The sequence below is a fragment of the Bdellovibrio sp. MYbb2 genome, assembly GCF_056175685.1.
Window position 1 is genome coordinate 1,866,329 of record NZ_JBJKJI010000001.1, and the last position, 16,463, is coordinate 1,882,791.

General features: G+C 46.5%; 19 protein-coding genes and 1 tRNA gene. 11 read left to right on the plus strand and 9 right to left on the minus strand.

Annotation, left to right across the window (positions count from 1 at the left end; genetic code table 11):
* Positions 1 to 22: 22 nt before the first annotated feature.
* Together AC04MQ_RS09025 and AC04MQ_RS09030 are read left to right on the plus strand one after the other, a co-directional pair.
* Entirely contained in the window at positions 23 to 1,567 is a 1,545-nt protein-coding gene (locus AC04MQ_RS09025) for a S8 family peptidase (RefSeq protein WP_475391882.1), read from the plus strand.
* Between the two features lie 177 nt (positions 1,568 to 1,744).
* Positions 1,745 to 2,560: an enoyl-CoA hydratase-related protein gene (locus AC04MQ_RS09030; RefSeq protein WP_475391883.1), complete on the plus strand. Its 816-nt coding sequence runs from the start codon at positions 1,745 to 1,747 to the stop codon at positions 2,558 to 2,560.
* On the opposite strand, the gene AC04MQ_RS09035 is transcribed toward AC04MQ_RS09030, so the two are convergent.
* The 3 genes from AC04MQ_RS09035 to AC04MQ_RS09045 are packed head-to-tail and all read right to left on the minus strand — an operon-like array spanning position 2,548 to position 5,305.
* A complete protein-coding gene (locus AC04MQ_RS09035) occupies positions 2,548 to 3,378 on the minus strand; it encodes a DUF6279 family lipoprotein (RefSeq protein ID WP_475391884.1) in 831 nt (276 codons plus the stop codon). The two genes, AC04MQ_RS09030 and AC04MQ_RS09035, sit on opposite strands and share 13 nt — an antisense overlap.
* The gene (locus AC04MQ_RS09040; RefSeq protein ID WP_475391885.1) at positions 3,375 to 3,953 is read right to left on the minus strand and encodes an inner membrane-spanning protein YciB; all 579 of its coding nucleotides are present in this window, start codon (positions 3,951 to 3,953) and stop codon (positions 3,375 to 3,377) included. Before AC04MQ_RS09040 ends, AC04MQ_RS09035 begins: the two co-directional genes overlap by 4 nt.
* Positions 3,950 to 5,305 (minus strand): dihydroorotase, encoded by a 1,356-nt coding sequence (locus AC04MQ_RS09045; RefSeq protein WP_475391886.1) that lies wholly within the window; start codon positions 5,303 to 5,305, stop codon positions 3,950 to 3,952. The genes AC04MQ_RS09040 and AC04MQ_RS09045 overlap by 4 nt, the downstream gene beginning before the upstream one ends.
* Before the next feature lie 91 nt (positions 5,306 to 5,396).
* Here AC04MQ_RS09045 and AC04MQ_RS09050 point away from each other — a divergent pair, with 91 nt between their 5' ends.
* Positions 5,397 to 6,368 (plus strand): hypothetical protein, encoded by a 972-nt coding sequence (locus AC04MQ_RS09050; RefSeq protein ID WP_475391887.1) that lies wholly within the window; start codon positions 5,397 to 5,399, stop codon positions 6,366 to 6,368.
* Positions 6,369 to 6,373: 5 nt separating this feature from the next.
* Positions 6,374 to 7,099, plus strand: coding sequence for a HEAT repeat domain-containing protein (locus tag AC04MQ_RS09055; RefSeq protein ID WP_475391888.1), 726 nt, complete (start codon positions 6,374 to 6,376; stop codon positions 7,097 to 7,099).
* Positions 7,100 to 7,129: 30 nt separating this feature from the next.
* Here AC04MQ_RS09055 and AC04MQ_RS09060 read toward each other — a convergent pair whose 3' ends face one another.
* The 4 genes from AC04MQ_RS09060 to AC04MQ_RS09075 form a co-directional block, all read right to left on the minus strand.
* Complete coding sequence (locus AC04MQ_RS09060; protein ID WP_475391889.1) at positions 7,130 to 7,594, minus strand: hypothetical protein; 465 nt, start codon at positions 7,592 to 7,594, stop codon at positions 7,130 to 7,132.
* 59 nt (positions 7,595 to 7,653) lie between these two features.
* The gene (locus tag AC04MQ_RS09065) at positions 7,654 to 8,100 is read right to left on the minus strand and encodes a DUF4442 domain-containing protein (protein ID WP_475391890.1); all 447 of its coding nucleotides are present in this window, start codon (positions 8,098 to 8,100) and stop codon (positions 7,654 to 7,656) included.
* Between the two features lie 59 nt (positions 8,101 to 8,159).
* On the minus strand, positions 8,160 to 8,675 hold the full coding sequence (locus tag AC04MQ_RS09070; protein ID WP_011165078.1) for a hypothetical protein: 516 nt from the start codon (positions 8,673 to 8,675) through the stop codon (positions 8,160 to 8,162).
* Between the two features lie 90 nt (positions 8,676 to 8,765).
* Positions 8,766 to 10,205 carry a hypothetical protein gene (locus AC04MQ_RS09075; RefSeq protein ID WP_475391891.1) on the minus strand — a complete coding sequence of 480 codons (1,440 nt, stop codon included), beginning with the start codon at positions 10,203 to 10,205 and terminating at the stop codon, positions 8,766 to 8,768.
* A gap of 257 nt (positions 10,206 to 10,462) precedes the next feature.
* On the opposite strand from AC04MQ_RS09075, the gene AC04MQ_RS09080 reads away from it, so the two are divergent.
* The 6 genes from AC04MQ_RS09080 (at position 10,463) to AC04MQ_RS09105 (ending at position 14,096) form a co-directional block, all read left to right on the plus strand.
* A tRNA-Met gene (locus AC04MQ_RS09080) sits at positions 10,463 to 10,539 on the plus strand.
* A 220-nt stretch (positions 10,540 to 10,759) separates the two neighbouring features.
* Entirely contained in the window at positions 10,760 to 11,128 is a 369-nt protein-coding gene (locus AC04MQ_RS09085) for a hypothetical protein (protein ID WP_475391892.1), read from the plus strand.
* Complete coding sequence (locus tag AC04MQ_RS09090; protein WP_475391893.1) at positions 11,129 to 11,884, plus strand: replication-relaxation family protein; 756 nt, start codon at positions 11,129 to 11,131, stop codon at positions 11,882 to 11,884.
* A gap of 13 nt (positions 11,885 to 11,897) precedes the next feature.
* Positions 11,898 to 13,214, plus strand: a complete 1,317-nt coding sequence (locus tag AC04MQ_RS09095; protein ID WP_475391894.1) for a type IV secretory system conjugative DNA transfer family protein — start codon at positions 11,898 to 11,900, stop codon at positions 13,212 to 13,214.
* A gap of 129 nt (positions 13,215 to 13,343) precedes the next feature.
* On the plus strand, positions 13,344 to 13,676 hold the full coding sequence (locus AC04MQ_RS09100; RefSeq protein ID WP_475391895.1) for a hypothetical protein: 333 nt from the start codon (positions 13,344 to 13,346) through the stop codon (positions 13,674 to 13,676).
* A 9-nt stretch (positions 13,677 to 13,685) separates the two neighbouring features.
* Positions 13,686 to 14,096: a helix-turn-helix domain-containing protein gene (locus AC04MQ_RS09105; RefSeq protein ID WP_475391896.1), complete on the plus strand. Its 411-nt coding sequence runs from the start codon at positions 13,686 to 13,688 to the stop codon at positions 14,094 to 14,096.
* Between the two features lie 4 nt (positions 14,097 to 14,100).
* On the opposite strand, the gene AC04MQ_RS09110 is transcribed toward AC04MQ_RS09105, so the two are convergent.
* Positions 14,101 to 14,982 carry a competence protein CoiA gene (locus AC04MQ_RS09110; RefSeq protein ID WP_475391897.1) on the minus strand — a complete coding sequence of 294 codons (882 nt, stop codon included), beginning with the start codon at positions 14,980 to 14,982 and terminating at the stop codon, positions 14,101 to 14,103.
* Positions 14,983 to 15,064: 82 nt separating this feature from the next.
* On the opposite strand from AC04MQ_RS09110, the gene AC04MQ_RS09115 reads away from it, so the two are divergent.
* Positions 15,065 to 15,598 carry a CGNR zinc finger domain-containing protein gene (locus AC04MQ_RS09115; RefSeq protein WP_475391898.1) on the plus strand — a complete coding sequence of 178 codons (534 nt, stop codon included), beginning with the start codon at positions 15,065 to 15,067 and terminating at the stop codon, positions 15,596 to 15,598.
* Between the two features lie 27 nt (positions 15,599 to 15,625).
* On the opposite strand, the gene AC04MQ_RS09120 is transcribed toward AC04MQ_RS09115, so the two are convergent.
* On the minus strand, positions 15,626 to 16,432 hold the full coding sequence (locus AC04MQ_RS09120; protein ID WP_475391899.1) for a hypothetical protein: 807 nt from the start codon (positions 16,430 to 16,432) through the stop codon (positions 15,626 to 15,628).
* Positions 16,433 to 16,463: the final 31 nt, after the last annotated feature.

The following is a 16,463-nucleotide window of genomic DNA, read 5'->3' on the forward strand; positions in this document are numbered from 1 at the left end:
TCACCACGGAGGGGGTTTAATTATGAAACGTGCATTACTAGTTGGTGCGGTTCTGTTTGGTTCTCAGGCGTTCGCTGGCGAATACCTGGTGAAATATTCGAACACACGCGCTTTCAACATGCTGAATACAATGACGACATCTAAGGTGTCCACGATCCAGATGATGGATCACAACGACACTGCTAGCTTGGTGTTGGTTGATGTGAACAAGAAACACGAAGCTCAGGCTTTGGCTTCTTTGTTGTCTCAACCAGGCGTTGAGTACATCGTTCCTAACTTCAAAATCAGAGCTTTCACAGCGCCAGTTGACGCTGCTGCTTTGAAAGAACAATGGGCTATCGCGAAAGTTCAGGCTGAAAAAGCTTGGCAGCGCGCTGGTAACAAAGGTTCCAAAAACGTGATCGTTGCGGTTATCGATACTGGTGTTGATTACACTCACCCGGCATTGGCTCCGAACATGATCACTGGTTATGACTTCCGCGACAACGACGCTGATCCAATGGATCTGACGGGCTTCCAAAACCCAGGTCACGGTACACACTGTGCTGGTGCGGTTGGTGCGACGGGTCTTATCGACGGTGGTATCGTAGGTCTTTCTCCTGAAGTTTCCATGATGCCTTTGCGCTTCCTGGGTGCTGACGGTTCCGGTGACCTGAACAATGCGATCAAGTCTATCGACTACGCTGTTGAAAAAGGCGCTCAGATCATTTCTGCATCTTGGGGTGCGGCAGTTCCTCGTTCTCAGGCAGCTCCGCTTCTTGAGGCCGTAAAACGTGCTGACGACAAAGGTGTTATCTTCATCGCAGCTGCTGCGAATGACGGTAAAAACAACGATAAAACTGAAATGTTCCCGGCGAACAACGGTTACCCAAATTCCATCACGGTAGCGGCTTCCGGCCCTGCAGATGCGAAACCATCTTGGTCTAACTACGGTACAGCGACGGTTCACGTTTCTGCTCCGGGTGAGAACATCATGTCCACTCTTCCAAAAAACAAATACGGCAACTTGTCTGGTACTTCCATGGCAACTCCGCTTGTTTCCGGTTTGGTGGCTTTGATGAAAGCTCAAGATCCTTCTCTGACTGGTGCGCAAATCCGCGCTATCCTTCAGACGACAGGTGCTAAAGTTTCCATCGAAACTGCATGTAACTGCCGCGTTGACGCTTACGAAGCGGTTGAAGCTGTTATGTCCAAGAAAATGGTTGTAGTTCCGTCTGCGGCAACTATCAAACCTTCTGAGACTCTGGCTTTGTCTGTTCTTCACGGTAAAGCGCCATTTAAGTTTGCTTCCAGCAACTCTGCAGTAGCGTCTGTATCTGACAACGGTACTATGACTGCAGCTTCCAACGGTTCCACAGTTATCACTGTGACTGATGCTGACGGTAAAACTGCTTCCACTCTGAACATGCACGTAGGTGCTTCTTCTGGTGGCGGTAACAATCCAGCTCCACCAGATGATGGTGGCGGTCTGCCTGACCCAGGTCAGCCTGGCGAATGTCCACTTGGTGATCCAGCGATCTGCCAAATCATCTGCCAAATCAAACCAGACCTTCCGTTCTGTCAGTAGTGACGAACAAAAAAAGGCTCCCTCAGGGGAGCCTTTTTTCGTTCTAAGAGGGAGCGGTCTATGAGACGCCAACTGCTGCGTTGGTCGGCGTCGACGTGCCAGTGGCACGCCTCCTTCTTCCGCCTTGCATTTGACATCTCCTAGGTCGCTTGGGTAGCGTCGAGGGTAGGGGGAATCGTGTCTTTTTATTCTCAAGCTTTTACGCATCTTTCGGTTTCGCTTAAAAATCATACGTTGTGGGTTACTTTGGCTAATCCGGAGCAGAGTAATGCTATTTCGCTGGAGATGGTGGATTCGTTGACTCGGGTTTTGAGGTTTGCGGATTTTGATTCTTTGGTGCGGGTGATTGTTATTACTGGTGAAGGGACTTCGTTCTGTGCTGGTGGTGATGTGAAGGCTATGCAGAACAAAACGGGCATGTTTGCCGGGGAATCGAATGAGCTTCGTATGCGGTACATGCATGGGATTCAGCAGATTCCTAAGTGTATTGAAGAGCTTTCTAAGCCGGTGATCGCCATGGTCAACGGACCGGCGATTGGGGCGGGGTGTGATCTGGCGATGATGTGTGATCTGCGCATCGGGACTGAAAAATCCAAATTTGGGGAAACCTTCGTAAAGTTGGGCCTTGTTCCGGGTGACGGGGGCAGTTTCTTCCTGCAGCGGGTGATTGGGTTTAGTAAGGCCATGCAGATGTCTTTGACCGGGGATCTGGTTTCAGGGGCTGAAGCGCTGAACTGGGGGCTTTTGAACTATCTGGTGCCGGTGGAATCTTTGTTGGCTGAAACTGAGAAGTTGGCGGACAAGGTTGCTGGCAATGCGCCGGTGGCGGTGCAGATGACGAAAAAGACCATGAAGATGGCTTATATGAATGATCTTGCCACGATCCTGGATCTAGCGGCGGCTTATCAGGGAATCACTCAGCGCACGGAGGATCACTTCACGGCCCTGGAAGCGATGAAAGAAAAGAAAGCGCCCGAGTTTCAGGGGCGCTGAGCGATCTTGTCCAGATCCTCGGCTCTGGATATCAGATTATCCCTTAGCACATTCTTTTGCGAGGAACTGAGGCTCTTCCAGAACTGCTCGGTCAGAAAAGCCTGGAAGGCGGCTTTGTGTTTATTCAAGGCCTCGGTGAATTCCGGCAGGCGGCTTGCTTCATAGTCGACAAAATAGTCCGCCACAAACTTTTGCAAGGCCGGGGGATTATGACTGGCCGCCAGGAAAAGTTTTAGCGTGTGTTCGCGGCTTTTGTTTTGAAGCTCCCACGGATAGGGGTTCGCTTTTAAGAATTTTTCGATTTCGTCTTGTTGTTTCACGGAAATCCCGCCGATCCAGAATTCAAAACTGCGGCGATAGCGTTTGTAGGAAGTTTTCAGCGATTTTTCCGCGGATTCGTTGTCTTCCTGGGTTTCAGTGATGTCTTCGCGGACTTTCCTGGCGAAGTGTTCAAACTGTGCCTTTGTCAGGGTGCCGGCGGTTTTAAGTGCCGAGTCTTTGAAATAGTTTGTGCCTTTTTTGAAATAGCTTTGAATTTCCAGAAAGTTTTTGGCGACCAGGTCTTTGTTGATCTGATCTTTTTTGATTTCTGGTTCCAGGCTGCGGAAGGTTTTTGCGACTTCGGGGAACATCTCTTTTCGCATCTTGGTGATGTCGTTTTGGATGTTTTCTTTCAGTTCGGATTTTTGTTCGCTGGACAGATCAAAATAGCGATCCGCGCGGGACGTCGCGGTGATGTCGGCCCAGCGGACTATCATGTCCAGTTGGCCGCACCCGGTGCACAGTAATAAGATAATTCCCAAGATCAGATTTTTCATTCTGATCTTTGTTTTAGAACGATCCTTCGAAGCAGAACAGCCTCAATGACAAGATACAGGATAAAACTGACGGTCAGGCCGAGGCCTTTTAACAGCGCCCAGTTGGTGGTGCTCCACTCGAGGGCCGCCCACGTTGCCAAGACGGCATGAATGGCAAAGAAGACACCCGTGCGGAAGGTGATTCCGGTCATGCGCGACTTAATGATGTCCGGAAACTGCTGCCCCTGCTGTTCTGCAAGATAGACCAGCAGCGGCTTTTTGATGATCAGCGAGCCCCAAAGCACAATCGCAAAGGCCCCTTCCATCAAAGCGGGCTGAAGCTTAAACCAAATGCCTTCGGACGAAATCAAAGAAATTGCACCCAAGCCCAGCAGCATCCCGTTGCCGATCCAGGTGATCTTTTGAACTTTCTTGTGACGGTAAAGTTCCCAGATGATTTCACCCAAACCAAAAACCATCCCGGCAATCAGACCGGGAATGATTCCATAGTATTCTTCAATCAGGGTGAAGGCGATAACCGGCAGCAGGCCACCAAAGAACAGGCCCGCCGCGGTTTTTTTCGGAGCTGGATTCATGAACGGGTTTCCAAGAAGTCCACGGCCTGACCTTGGCTTGGCAAAACGACTTGATCATTTTCCATCACAAGTTTTCCGCCCACAATCGTGTGCGTCGGCCATCCGGTCACACGCATGCCATGGAACGGAGTCCATCCACAGCGGCTGGCGATCCAGGAATTATCAATCGTCATCTCTTTTTTCAGATCCACAATTGTGATGTCAGCGTCGAAACCTTGGCGCAGGCGCCCTTTGTTTTTGACACCAAAGACGCGGCAAGGGTTTTCGGTGACAAGCTCGGTGAACTTTTTCAAAGACAGTCGTCCGTCATGCACGTGATTCAGCATGATCGGCACCAGGGTTTGCACGCCCGGAACTCCGGACGGGCTTGCCGGGTAGGGACGGTCTTTTTCTTCACGGGTGTGGGGAGCGTGATCTGAACCAATCACGTCCACGGTGCCATCCAAAAGGGCTTTCCAGATGCGGTCCATGTGGCGTTTTTCACGGATTGGCGGATTTTGCTGGGCATAGGTTCCCAGCTTGTCATAACAATCCGGCGCATACAAAGTCAGATGCTGAGGCAGCACTTCAACCGTGGCGATGTCTTTGGCGTCTTTTAGCAGATCCATTTCTTCGCCGGTAGAAACGTGCAAAACGTGAATCTTACGTCCGGTTTTTCGGGCCAGTCTCAAAAGACGAGTGGTCGAGTTCACGGCTGTTTCCACATCACGCCATACCGGGTGATAGTGGGGATCGGCCATATCAGAAGCAATGTGTTTGCGCTCACGCAGGCGCATTTCATCTTCACTGTGGAAGATGATGCGGCGGTGACCGCGTTTTAGGATTTGCTCCAGGGTTTCGTCGTCCTCGACCAACAAGTTTCCGGTCGAGCTTCCCATAAAGATCTTTACGCCCGAACAGTGAGGCATCAGCTCCAGTTCGGCGATATGGGCGACGTTGTCATGGGCTCCACCGATAAAGAAAGCATAGTTGCAGTGAGCCCGGTTTTTGGCTCTTTGCAGTTTGTCTTCGAAGGCTTCTTTGGTGGTGGTGGAAGGGTTGGTGTTTGGCATCTCAAAGATGCTGGTGACGCCCCCTAAAACCGCCGCGCGGGTGCCGGTTTCAAGGTCTTCTTTGTGAGTCAGGCCGGGTTCGCGAAAGTGCACCTGGCTGTCTATGACCCCGGGTAGGACATGCAGACCGTGGGCTTTTATGATTCTGAGGGCGGGCTCGTTGATAGAGTCGCGGATTTTTTCGATGCGTCCATCTGTAATGGCGATGTCGGCCTGCTGCTCGATAAGGCCACTTTCAGAGGGGTGGGGTAACAGGCAGATCCCGCCTTGGATGATCAGATCATAGGGCTTTTGAGACATAAGTATCACCTCGAGATGGAATCACGCTAACCCGAATACCTTCAAAGGTCCAGCATTGACGGGGCCCTTGGGATGGGTGAGAATTTGAATTGTGACAATTGAAAAATTTCTGTCCTTTTGGGATCACCACAATACCTCGATCATAGAGGGCCTTCTTGGGCTCATCATCCTTCTTGCGTTGTTCTTGGCCTTCCGGGCCTTTTTCGCGAAGAAAGGTTCTTCTTCCACATCTGCAGAAAACGGTCAGGGTATCGATGCGGCTCAGCTTGAGAAAACGCTGCAAAAGATCCTCGACAGTCAGGCTCATGCTCCGGCGGCGAAATCCCGCCCGGCGACGGAAGATCTGGGTGTGGATGTTGACATGGACGAATCCCCACTGACGACGAAGAAGGGGCAAGCTTCGGCGGCAGCTTCTTCAAGTTCAGATGCGGCCGCGGCGGTGGCAGAATCCGCAGCCGAAGTGGCGCAGCTGCGTTTGTCCTTGTCTGAAAATCACCAGAAAGTTGAAACTCTTCAGGCGCAATTGCAAGAAGCTCTTGCTGCAGCGCAAGCCGCCTCCGCTGGCGGTGGAGCTGGTGGCGGCGAAGGCGGAATGTCTTCGGCGGAAAAAGAAGAACTTAACGGCAAGCTTCGTGATCTGGAAGCACGCCTGGCGGAATATGAAATCATCAGCGAAGACATTGCGGATCTTTCCCGTTATCGCGATGAAAACGAAGACCTGAAAAAACAACTGGAAGCGCTGAAGGCGGGAGCTCCGGCCCCTGTGGCAGTAGCGCCGACTCCAGCACCGCCCCCTGCTCCAGAACCAACTCCGGAACCGGCAGCTCCGGCAGCGGAAGTGGCGGCCGAGCCAGCTCCGGAAGCTCCGGCTGACAGTGGTGGTGGTTCTGATTTGATCGATGATGACCTTATGAAAGAATTTGCAGCAGCGGTAGAAGGTCAGCGCGCTTTGGATAAGGCCGCTGAAAAAGCCGGTGATGGCAGCGAAGAAGCCGCCAAAAACGGAGATGAAACCAACCAGCTGATGAGTGAGTTTGAAAACTTCGTCACCAAAAAGAGTTAAAAGCTATGAATAAGATTCTTGTGGCCTCTGTTTTGATTGCGGGACTTTCTTCAAGTGCTTTGGCAGCAGGCCCCAAGGGTTCATCCAGCACTTTAACTTCGGCCATGGAACTGTTGAAGCTTCCTGGTGAAAACCGCCGCATGGTGGTCCAGGTTCAAGGCGAAAAATATTATCCCCAATTCGTGTCTTTGGCGTTTAATGATTCTCAGCCAATGAGTGTTCGTTGGAAGGCTTTGATGGCAGCCGCGGAAGCTCGCGGCCCGAAAGCCACGCCGGACTTGGTGCGTGCAGGCGACTCCAGTCAGTGGTTCATGCGAAACGCGGCGTTGATTGCGCTGAGTGAAGTGAACACGGACGAAGCCCAAAAGCTCGCGCAAAAGTTGATCAAAGACAAAGCCCTGGTGGTTCGTTCGGCGGCGGTTGAGGTTCTGGAAAAGAGCTCAAGCCCCGAAGTTCGTGACCTTTTGTGGGAAGAGCTGAATCAGAAATATAACTTCAAAAACGCCCACAGCCTGTGGATCCGTCATCAGATCGTGGATGTATTGGCTAAAAAACCAATGGATCGCGAGCTTAAGACCTTTGCGGGTCTGCTTTCAGATAACGACACAAGAGTTCACCTGCCGGCGGTGCGGGGGTTGGAACGCTTGACTGGGGTTCGCTTGAGCGACAAGCCGATCAAGCAAACAGCCTTGGTCGACATGTGGAAAGACTATATTAAGAAGAACAACTAATAAAAAAGCCGGGTCACCCCGGCTTTTTCTTTATTCAGTGGCAGGTTCTGCCTCTGCGTTTTCGATTTGTTGCTTTTCATCCGCATTTTCTGCGGCTTCTTCCGAGTCCTCTTCGTTGGAAACGTCCGGTTTGGCTTTGGCCAGGTTGTCGTTCACCGAAGAAGGAGTTTTAGCCAGTACCGAGTTGCAGGCAGGTTTGGCGCGGAAGAAGTGTTTCCACATCTCATCCCCTGGCTTGCCTTTGATTTCTGGATCTTGCAGTTCCGAACCCATGTAAGAGCTTGCGCCTGAATATTCTTTCAGTCGTTTCAGGCGTGGGATCTTGCGTTCGCCATCACACTCGCCCTGGGAGGCCTTGCCCCCTTCGGCGATAAAGCTGAAGGCCTTGGGCGGAGTTCTTCTTTTCGCCAAAGCGGCAGAGCTCGGGTTCAGGATGGGTTGAAGCAGCAATACGCTTGCAAAGATCAGGGCTTTTTTGAAATTTGATTTCGACATATCAAAAAGCCTAGCAGGATTCTGCGTCGTCTAAAAACGAAAAAAAGTCCGTTCAAAATTTACGTTGCGGCTTGGCGTGGTTTGTCGGATTTTTTCCGAACATACAGTGTCTTGCTAAGGGCTGCTACTTTGACGCCGTTCAGGTCAAAGATATCGGCCGGCAGGTCAAAAACGAACTTGTCTCCGGTTTTGGTTTTTTCTCGGATTTCGTTCAGCAGCGGATCGTCGACGCGGAACTCAGCGATCAGGTCGGTTTTGCCGGGCTTTAGGAATTCAATTTTCGCGGCCTTGTCCCAGACGATGTATTCAGACCCCAGGCTATTCAGCAGCAGGTACATAAAATGCGGGTCAGTCATCGAATAGATGCTGCCACCAAACTGGGTGCCCACGTAATTGCGATTATAGAAACGAAGCTTCAAACGCACGCGCAGGTATTTATAGTCTGACGAAATCTCTTCGACTTTGATGCCCGAGCCGAAATAGGGCGGGTAGATGTTGAAGAACATCCTCATAACAAATGTCGGGGATCTTTCAGCTATAGAGCGGAGGAATCTGACCAGCACGGTTAGAAGCCGGCTTTTTTCAAAGCTTCGTTGACGATCAATTCGCGTTCAATGCGATAGAAGATGATCTTTTCTTCCAGACCGTCGGTTTCCATTGTTTCAGGTTCACTGAAGAAGTCGCGCAGGATCTCCATGCGCTTTTCAATGGTGACTCGGGTGGATTCGCGGCCTTCGGTTTTACCTTTGGCAAAGATCAAGGTCAGTTTGTAGCGAATCCCGCTGGAAGGCGGGCGTTGTTCGTTCGGTGGAATCCAGCCGTCGACACCTTTGATGTATTCGGTTTCAATAACACCGGTGTCCTGGTTTTCCTGGGCAATCGGGTATTTCAAAACCGCGTGCGCCGCGCGCCAGACGTTGTCGTAGGAAGCAAAGAAGACTTTTTGTTTATTGATCTGTCCCATGCGCTGGTGGGCGGATGGTTTTTTGTCAAAAAGACTGCAACCCACAAATGTGCATCCTGTGATAATCACAAGTCCCATCAGAACTTTTTTGGATAGAATGCGCGCTGGATTAGACATCTAAGAAAAATCTAACAGCAACTTGGCGCTTTTGGAAAGCTTTTTGGCGCGAAAAAAAAGCCGCTTCGGGATGAAGCGGCTTTGAGTGTCTTAGAAGGAAACAGAGCTGTGGGTCACGTGAGTCGCAGATTCGATCATCTGAGGTCCCACCGGAGCCGTCGTTGCCGTCTGGCTTCCGACGAAGTTCACTTCCCAGCGTTTTTTGCCGGCTGGAACTGAGTCATTCGGCCATTGAGGCAGCTTCATGCGCTCAAGCCAGTTCTGAGCATAAACTTCCCATTGTGGGTTCAAAACTTTCACTTTGGCAGAGCCTTGAACCACTTCCTCTTCCTTGGAAAGGACAGAGTAAGTCGCAATCGGGCTGACGCCATCAATAGTATTAAACTTAGGCATCAGGATCTCTCCAGATTGCAGGGATGGATCCGGGATCAGAGGCAGCATTTTAGGAGCCACGCCAGCCGCGAACGGAAGAAGTGTCGCACTCATGCGGTCGCCACCGGATTTCATCTCGGAGGTTTTCTTCAATACGCCCAGAACCATCGGCTCGGACCCAGGCAGGGTGTTTAGACCCAGTTTTTTGCCGTTTTCGATCTTTTTCACGTCTGTTGGGATCAAATAGCCAGACTGATTGGCGACGCCGACCGCGATGAACATCTCATCACTACGGAACGCCGGAGCTGTCACGTCTTGTTTCGCGTTGAAGTTCAGCTCGCGCGTTGGCATATCCAGGCGGGTGCTGCCGGATTTCACGTCGATGTCACGAACTGCGCCACCGTTGATGGTGAAGCTGTTGATCAGCTCATAGAATTCAGCTCCGCCGCGAAGGGCGTCCACGGTGGATTTGAACGGGAAACGACCGCGAGCCGCAAAAACGCGGTTCACGCCGGTGTTTCCGTAGTAAATGCGATAGTTCGGTTTATCCAGAGTGATCGTGAACAGAGCGTATTTCTCGCTTTGGCGAGGCAGGGAGATGTTGGCTGGAACATCGATGTCCTGCCCCATGGCTTCAATACGGTCAGACTGCGGGCTGATCACGTTGTTGATGTCGAAGGAAAGCAGCGCCATTTTAGAGAACGCTGGCATCACCAAACCGAAATCCACATAACCGTCTTTGTCCTGAACCGGCAGACCGGAAGTCACGCCTTTGACTTCATATTGAGTGGTCGTCACGGACGGGCGCAGTTTGAAGGTCAAAGCGCCTGGTTCCTGGTTCATATAAGTAGAGCGAATAAAGCCTGGGGCTTGAACAGTCACGGCCATGCCAGAGTTCCAGCCGGCTGGGATTTCAACCTGGCCGTTAGCGTCTGTCGTCAGGAAGTTCCCGCTGAACGGGGAGTTCAGGGCATCACCGATCAAAATTTGAGCATTTTTAATAGGCTGGTCATCAAAGGTGCGAACGGAAATGACGTTAGCACTTTGTTGCCAGAACAGGCCTGCAAGGCCTTCAGAATCACCGGTTTTTGGCGTTTTCTTGTCAGAACAGCCTGCAAGTAGCGCTGGGACGGCCAAGGCCATCATAAGCTTTTTCATAAGTATCCCCTCCGTGGTGGCCCTTATATAAGGACCATGTTGCGGTCCCTGTCTTTGGGACCCAGAATCTGTCACAGTCTGTAATTGCATTGCGGAAAAGCCACACGGTCAAGACTTAAGGCGGGCTAAGTACGAAAATTTAAGATTCGAAATATAACGCAAAGCCCATTATTGACTTCCTGCGCGTTCACAACTAAAAATCTTGCTTCACGCAGACAAGTGGGGACTTCGTTCCTTACGAGTTGGCGTTACTGTGTGGTGGGGTAGCTCAGCTGGTTAGAGCAACGGAATCATAATCCGTAGGTCGGCGGTTCAAGTCCGCCTCTCACTACCAATTTTTTAAAAAGGCAGCCTTTGAGCTGCCTTTTTTTTATGTCCAAAGCGGGTTCAAATCCCGACGATCACCCCAATTTTCTCCCCCTATAAATCACAGATTAGACCTAAACTCTCGAAATCACGTACAAGTAAATTCAATAAGTTACATCATTTTCACTACGGCTTCCGTTACGGAAAGTTACAGTTCGTTACTCCGTTTGGCTATATTTGGCTATTCGTTGGCTAGACGAAAAAATCGTGAAAGTCGCTTCTATAAAGGGTTTCAGAGTTTATGCGGGAAACTGCATTTTTCTGAAGCCAAGGTTCTGGCTATCGAGACATCCATCAAAGAATCCATTCAAAGTCCCATCTCGCAAGATGGGCTTTGGGTGCGTTTATTCGCCGCCGCTGCCAGCTTTTTCAATAGCTTAGGGGAGAGGTCGGCCCGCTTTTTCTTGCTGACCACCCACTCCCAACAAGTTGAGAGCAGGTGGTCAGCAAGGCGGGCCTCCAAATACAAAAGTACAAAAAATCTGGCAGCGGCTATTACCAATTATTGTTGGGAGTGGTTTTTATTTTTTTATATAAAGTTAGGGAAAGGGATCTAAATGCAAACTTCTTACTGTTACTTCGATATGCCTGTGATTTCTGAAAAGGTATCTGTTTCTAAAGGTTTTAGATTTACAGATCGTGAGTTAGATATACTTGAGTTCGTCTTAGAGATGAAGTTTTCAACTCTTGAAGATATACACTCAAAATTCTTTAAGGTTACGAAATGGGGTTCGACAAGTAACTCTGTAATCTGGGCGCGGCAGCGCATTTCAAAATTAGTAAAATCTGATTACCTTCAGATTTTAACCGATGTATGTGCCAAGCATTTATATGTACTGACGCAAAAAGGTTTTCTTTTTTTAAAGAATTCGCGCCTTTCAAAAAGCTATTGTCGTCCTCTTTTTGAAGTAGATGGTCGTTTTTTCGATCACGACCAGCGTGTGGCGCAATTAAGAATTGCGCTCGAAAATTCTGGGGTTGTTAAAGAATGGATTTCTGAACGTCAACTTTCTGAATTTGACGAAGTTAAGAAATATCTATCTGCTGAATTTCGTCCTGATGCTATCTATATAACTCCCGAGGGCAAAAAGGTTGCCTTTGAGCTTGAGATAGCTCGCAAATCCAAAGAGCGATATCAAACTAAAATTAAAAGATACATTCAAGTGATGAGTGAACCACAGGTTGCATCATCACTTTTCGACAGTGTCCACTATGTTTGCGAAAAAGAAAAAATTTTGGATCTGATTAAATCCGAGGTGGCGCTATATCAGCCGCTTTTTAAATTCTCGCTTGAATCAGAATTCATTAAATAAGGATGTTTTAATAATGGAAAACGTAATCAAAAAATTTAAGGCATTTACTAATGCTGAAAATGAAAATGTTATTTTAGGAAAAGTGTCAGGTTCGCTTTGGAGAAAAGAAGAGTTGTCGGAGGGGCAGCTTAATCACCATGTTCACATTGTCGGGGCTTCTGGATATGGAAAGACAGTTTTACTTTCCCACATCGTTAAGCAGCGTATTTCTCAAGGTAAAGGTTTACTTTTTATTGATCTGAAATCAGACATGGAAACTTTGTTAAAGTTTTCTCAGTATGTCGCTGATGCTGGTCGGATTAATGATCTGCAAATCTTTTCGTTGTCTGAAAAAGCAATGTCACTGCCATATAATTTAATTCTCGATGGTACAGCGACGCAGCTTCGGGATCGAATAATACAGTCTTTAAATTGGTCAGAGGAATACTACAAAAACCAGTCGGGTAGCTTTTTGTTAAGGTTGCTACTTCTTTTGTGTTGGCTGCGTGATAATGGGGGAGTTCAGTTTAATCTTGGGACTATTCTAAGCTGTTGCTCTAAAGTTCAAACTGTTATCGACTTTGGAAACAAAGTACCTTTAACAAACTCTGCAATGAAATCCATTGCTCAGGATTTGGTAGATTTTCTAAAAGACAAAGATACCTACAGTTCTTTATCAGGTTTACGCGCGCAGCTGGAAAGTATTGTCATGTCAGATTTCGGTGATTTGATCGCCACTGATAATCCAGGTATTGATCTATTTGAGACGTATAAGTCTTCAAAGATCATTTTTCTATTTTTAGATTCTCGTCGGTATGGCGAAACGGCCAAAACTATTGGCCGTTTTATTCTTCAAGATTTAAAAAATGTATCAGCTAGGGTAGATGCTGAAATTCCAAAAGGTGATCGAAAGCCATTTTCTGTGATTATTGACGAGTTTTCAGATTTAGCCTCGGAAGATTTTATTGGGTTTCTTGATCGCGCCAGAAGTAGCCGCATGTCGGTGGTGGTGGCACACCAGGAGATTTGCGATTTACAGCGCATTAGCCCTGAGTTTGCTGGCCGTTTAATGGGAAACACATCAACGCTTTACGCCTTCTTGCAGAAGCGTCCTGAAAGCGCAGAGATTATTTCCGGTATGGCTGGGACACGTACTGCATGGAAGGCGACCATCCAATCTGAAAAATTCTTTGGGATTGATATTCCGACCGGGGGTAAATCACTGCGTGAAGTAGAGGAATTTATAATACATCCGAATCTAGTGAAGTCGTTGCGAGTGGGTAAATGTGTTTGCGTGAAGAAGTACCCTTCATCGAGGGCCTATTTAGTTGATGTGGCGTCGGGGGTCTAAATATGTACCTATTTGCAATAAAATGCTGTAAAGTCGAATGTATTAGATTTGATGGGTCAATATTATGACTATAGGTAATATATTGACTATTTTGAAAGGGTCGCTTATTATGAATTCAAGGATGCTGTTATGGCTAATACTCTAATAGAGACAGTTGGCTCTATCGGAGGGCAGCTAGAAATAGAAATCTGGTCTGATGATCTTCAGCATGCAATCGATGGTCACCCTGAGGTGACTATTGAAAAAGTAAGAGAGACTTTGAAAGATCCATCAAAAGTCATTCAAAGCAAAAGCTCAGCGAATGCGTGCCTCTTTTACTCTGTTGAGATCAAGATCAGTGACACAGAAAGTTTGTATTTTTGTGTAGTTGCTGCTGTTACTGGATCTGGTAAAGGAAAGTTAGTTACTGCATACGATGCAGACTTTATAAAAACCGGCAAAGAATTGTACTCAAAAAAGTAGGAGATATATATGAACCTTAAATACTTGTCTGAAAATGACCTCATGTACATCTACTTTGAAAGTAATGTTCCCAATACTCAAACTCGCACAGGTCACGAAGGTGTTTTTAAATTTGCGGCTAAGGCCGACAAAAGTAAAATTGTTGGTTATGAAGTTGAAAATGTTTCTGAAAATTTAAATTACGTTTTGACGAAACTAAATCTTAACAGCAAGCAAAAGCTAGCTATCTGCCTCTACTTTCTTCGTGAGCGCCAAGGAAAAACTCAGGAGCAAATTGCAGATACCTTAGAAATCTCTCTTAGCAAATATAAAAGTTTAGAGAAAGCGGACCACAATATCAATTTTGATACTTTGGAAAGTATTTTTGAGACTTTTCCAAATGAGCCGATTCTTGAAACTGTTTTTCATAGAGCTGGATAGTTTTTTACCATCTCTTAAGTTTTCTAGGCTTAATGTACATACGTGGTCGGGGATTGATCTGTTGTTGTAGCCAACGCAAATTATCAAGGTTCACTCTTGGATAAACTATTAATTCCTTTCGAGTAACTGGTGGATGTGCGGAATGGGACTGAATTCGTTTTGCAGCTTCCAGTAACTCTGGATTTTCATAAGCAAATATACTAGCCGATAGAAATGTCATTAGGTCTGAAAAAGTGCTTCCATTGAGAGATTCAGTGTGAAGAAGGACAAAATTTTTCCGTGAATACTCCAGAACATAGTAATTATCCTTAGTGGTTTTGGGCAAAAGACACCATATAGGAAAATCAGGACCAAAATCAAAAAATACCGGCACACCACATTCGGACCATTCTTTTAGTAGAGCGCATTCTTCAATAAACGAATGGAGTTTCAATAGTGGAGAATTTTGAGCTATTGGCATTGCATATTTTAGAAATAAATCGAATTGAGATTTATCTTTCTGACGTTTCAATCCATCAACTATCCAAACCAATTTATCTCCGTAGAATTTATTGCGAGACTCTCGCTCTTTTGAGTTTAAAAAGGAGTGTTGGAATTCAAGTATATAGTCATTTTTAGTTTTCACATCGGAGATGTGCCATTCACCTGTAATATCATCTTTATGTCTAATTTCTTGATTTTCGACTGGAAAATAGTTTTTCCATTTTCGATGCCATTCAGTTTCATTTTCCCACCAGTGATCGCATTCGCATTGAGTTTTATGTGCCCAATGCCAAGTCTTTATAGGTCCACATTTTGGGATTGTGGGTTGTCCACAACCAATACATTCGCCGATCAGGCCTTTTTCAGGTTCGCGACGTTCGCCATTAACTATTGATAGCTTCATGGAAATTCTCCTTTCATATCTGCTTAAAAATTGTTACACGATATAATCATAAAAGGTGTAACACATTCAAGGGGGCTATTTTTTGAAAAAAGCGCAACATTCGGAAAAAAAGCAGTTTTTGCTTTATGAAAAAGGGCAGCTTATTGAATGGGGTATTGATGACGTTAAAAACTTACTAAAAGCGGCAAATGCAGCGGTTATTAACGAAGAAACTAAAACTCGTAAGCTTAACTTTGATGAATATTTTAATATTATTATTCATGACTGGTTTGAGATTTTTGTTAGAGATGGAATAACTGAAAAGGTTATTAAGCATTTGAACGATAGGCTATCGCACATTCGTTATCACCACGTATTGATGCACTCGAAAAGCGGAATGCCATATTGGCGATATATCGCGAATTCTGATTCAATTATGACTGACCCTGAACTAAAATCGGCCTATGGCATTACGCACTTATTAGCAATTGGTGCGCTAAAGAACTTAAAGCGCTGTAAGGTGAAAGATTGCCAAAATTTCTTTGTAGGACCTGCAAATAGGAAGTGGTGCTCAAAATCTTGTGGTTCCCTTTATCGAGTTAGACAAAAACGAAAAAAGATTCAAAATTATCTTTAACTTTTATGGTGAACTGAGCGCACATAACTAGAGTAAATCCAAATACGGAATAAGCACTCCGCAGTACAACCCAGAAAAAAATGGTGAATCGCCAATGGCTTCTTCGTCGGGGGTGAAAACCTCATTCATTAGCGTGCGAGTTTTCTCTTTTTTAAGGTCATCTGAGGATAAAAAATTTTCTTCGATATAACTACGAATAGAATCATTTCGTTTTCTACGAGATTGCATTCTTGACCACATTGGATTTTTAACTTCTTGTTGAAGAAATCCATATACATCATCAGGAAATCCAGAAAAAAATCTGTTAAAATCCGTAATTGGTTCAATTCCAAAAACTTTTTCAACAGAGAGAGCACTATATGTTGTTGGTATTGATGTAATGGTCATTGTAGTTAATGAAGAATCCAGTGTACCTGTATGACTCTTTTGTTTACCAAGCGAGGGGTGATTTCTTAATTGTTTCGCACCAACAAACCTAGTTGTTGGGAGTGCGATGTAGTTCTCACGCTTATAAGAGCGCCAACTGTGAATACTTGGAAATCCATAAAAAACGAAATTCTTCTTTCCCATTGGGAGCTGAGCAAGCTTCTTCATTTGCGAGTCATCTATTTTGAATTTAAAATTGCCCTTTCGATCAACGGATTTAACAACTTTCCACTGGATAAAAAATGCGCGACCATTTGGGAATTTAGTCATAACATCGACGCCATCTTTGTCTTCTTCTTGCTGCGTATATCCCTTCCAAACTGTATGATAACCCAATAAACTAAAGAACCTTGTGAGTTCTGAACAAAGATTTATTTCCATTGTTTTTTCGTTTAGTAATTTAGGCATCAATATCTCCAGTTATATTTTTTAAAGACTT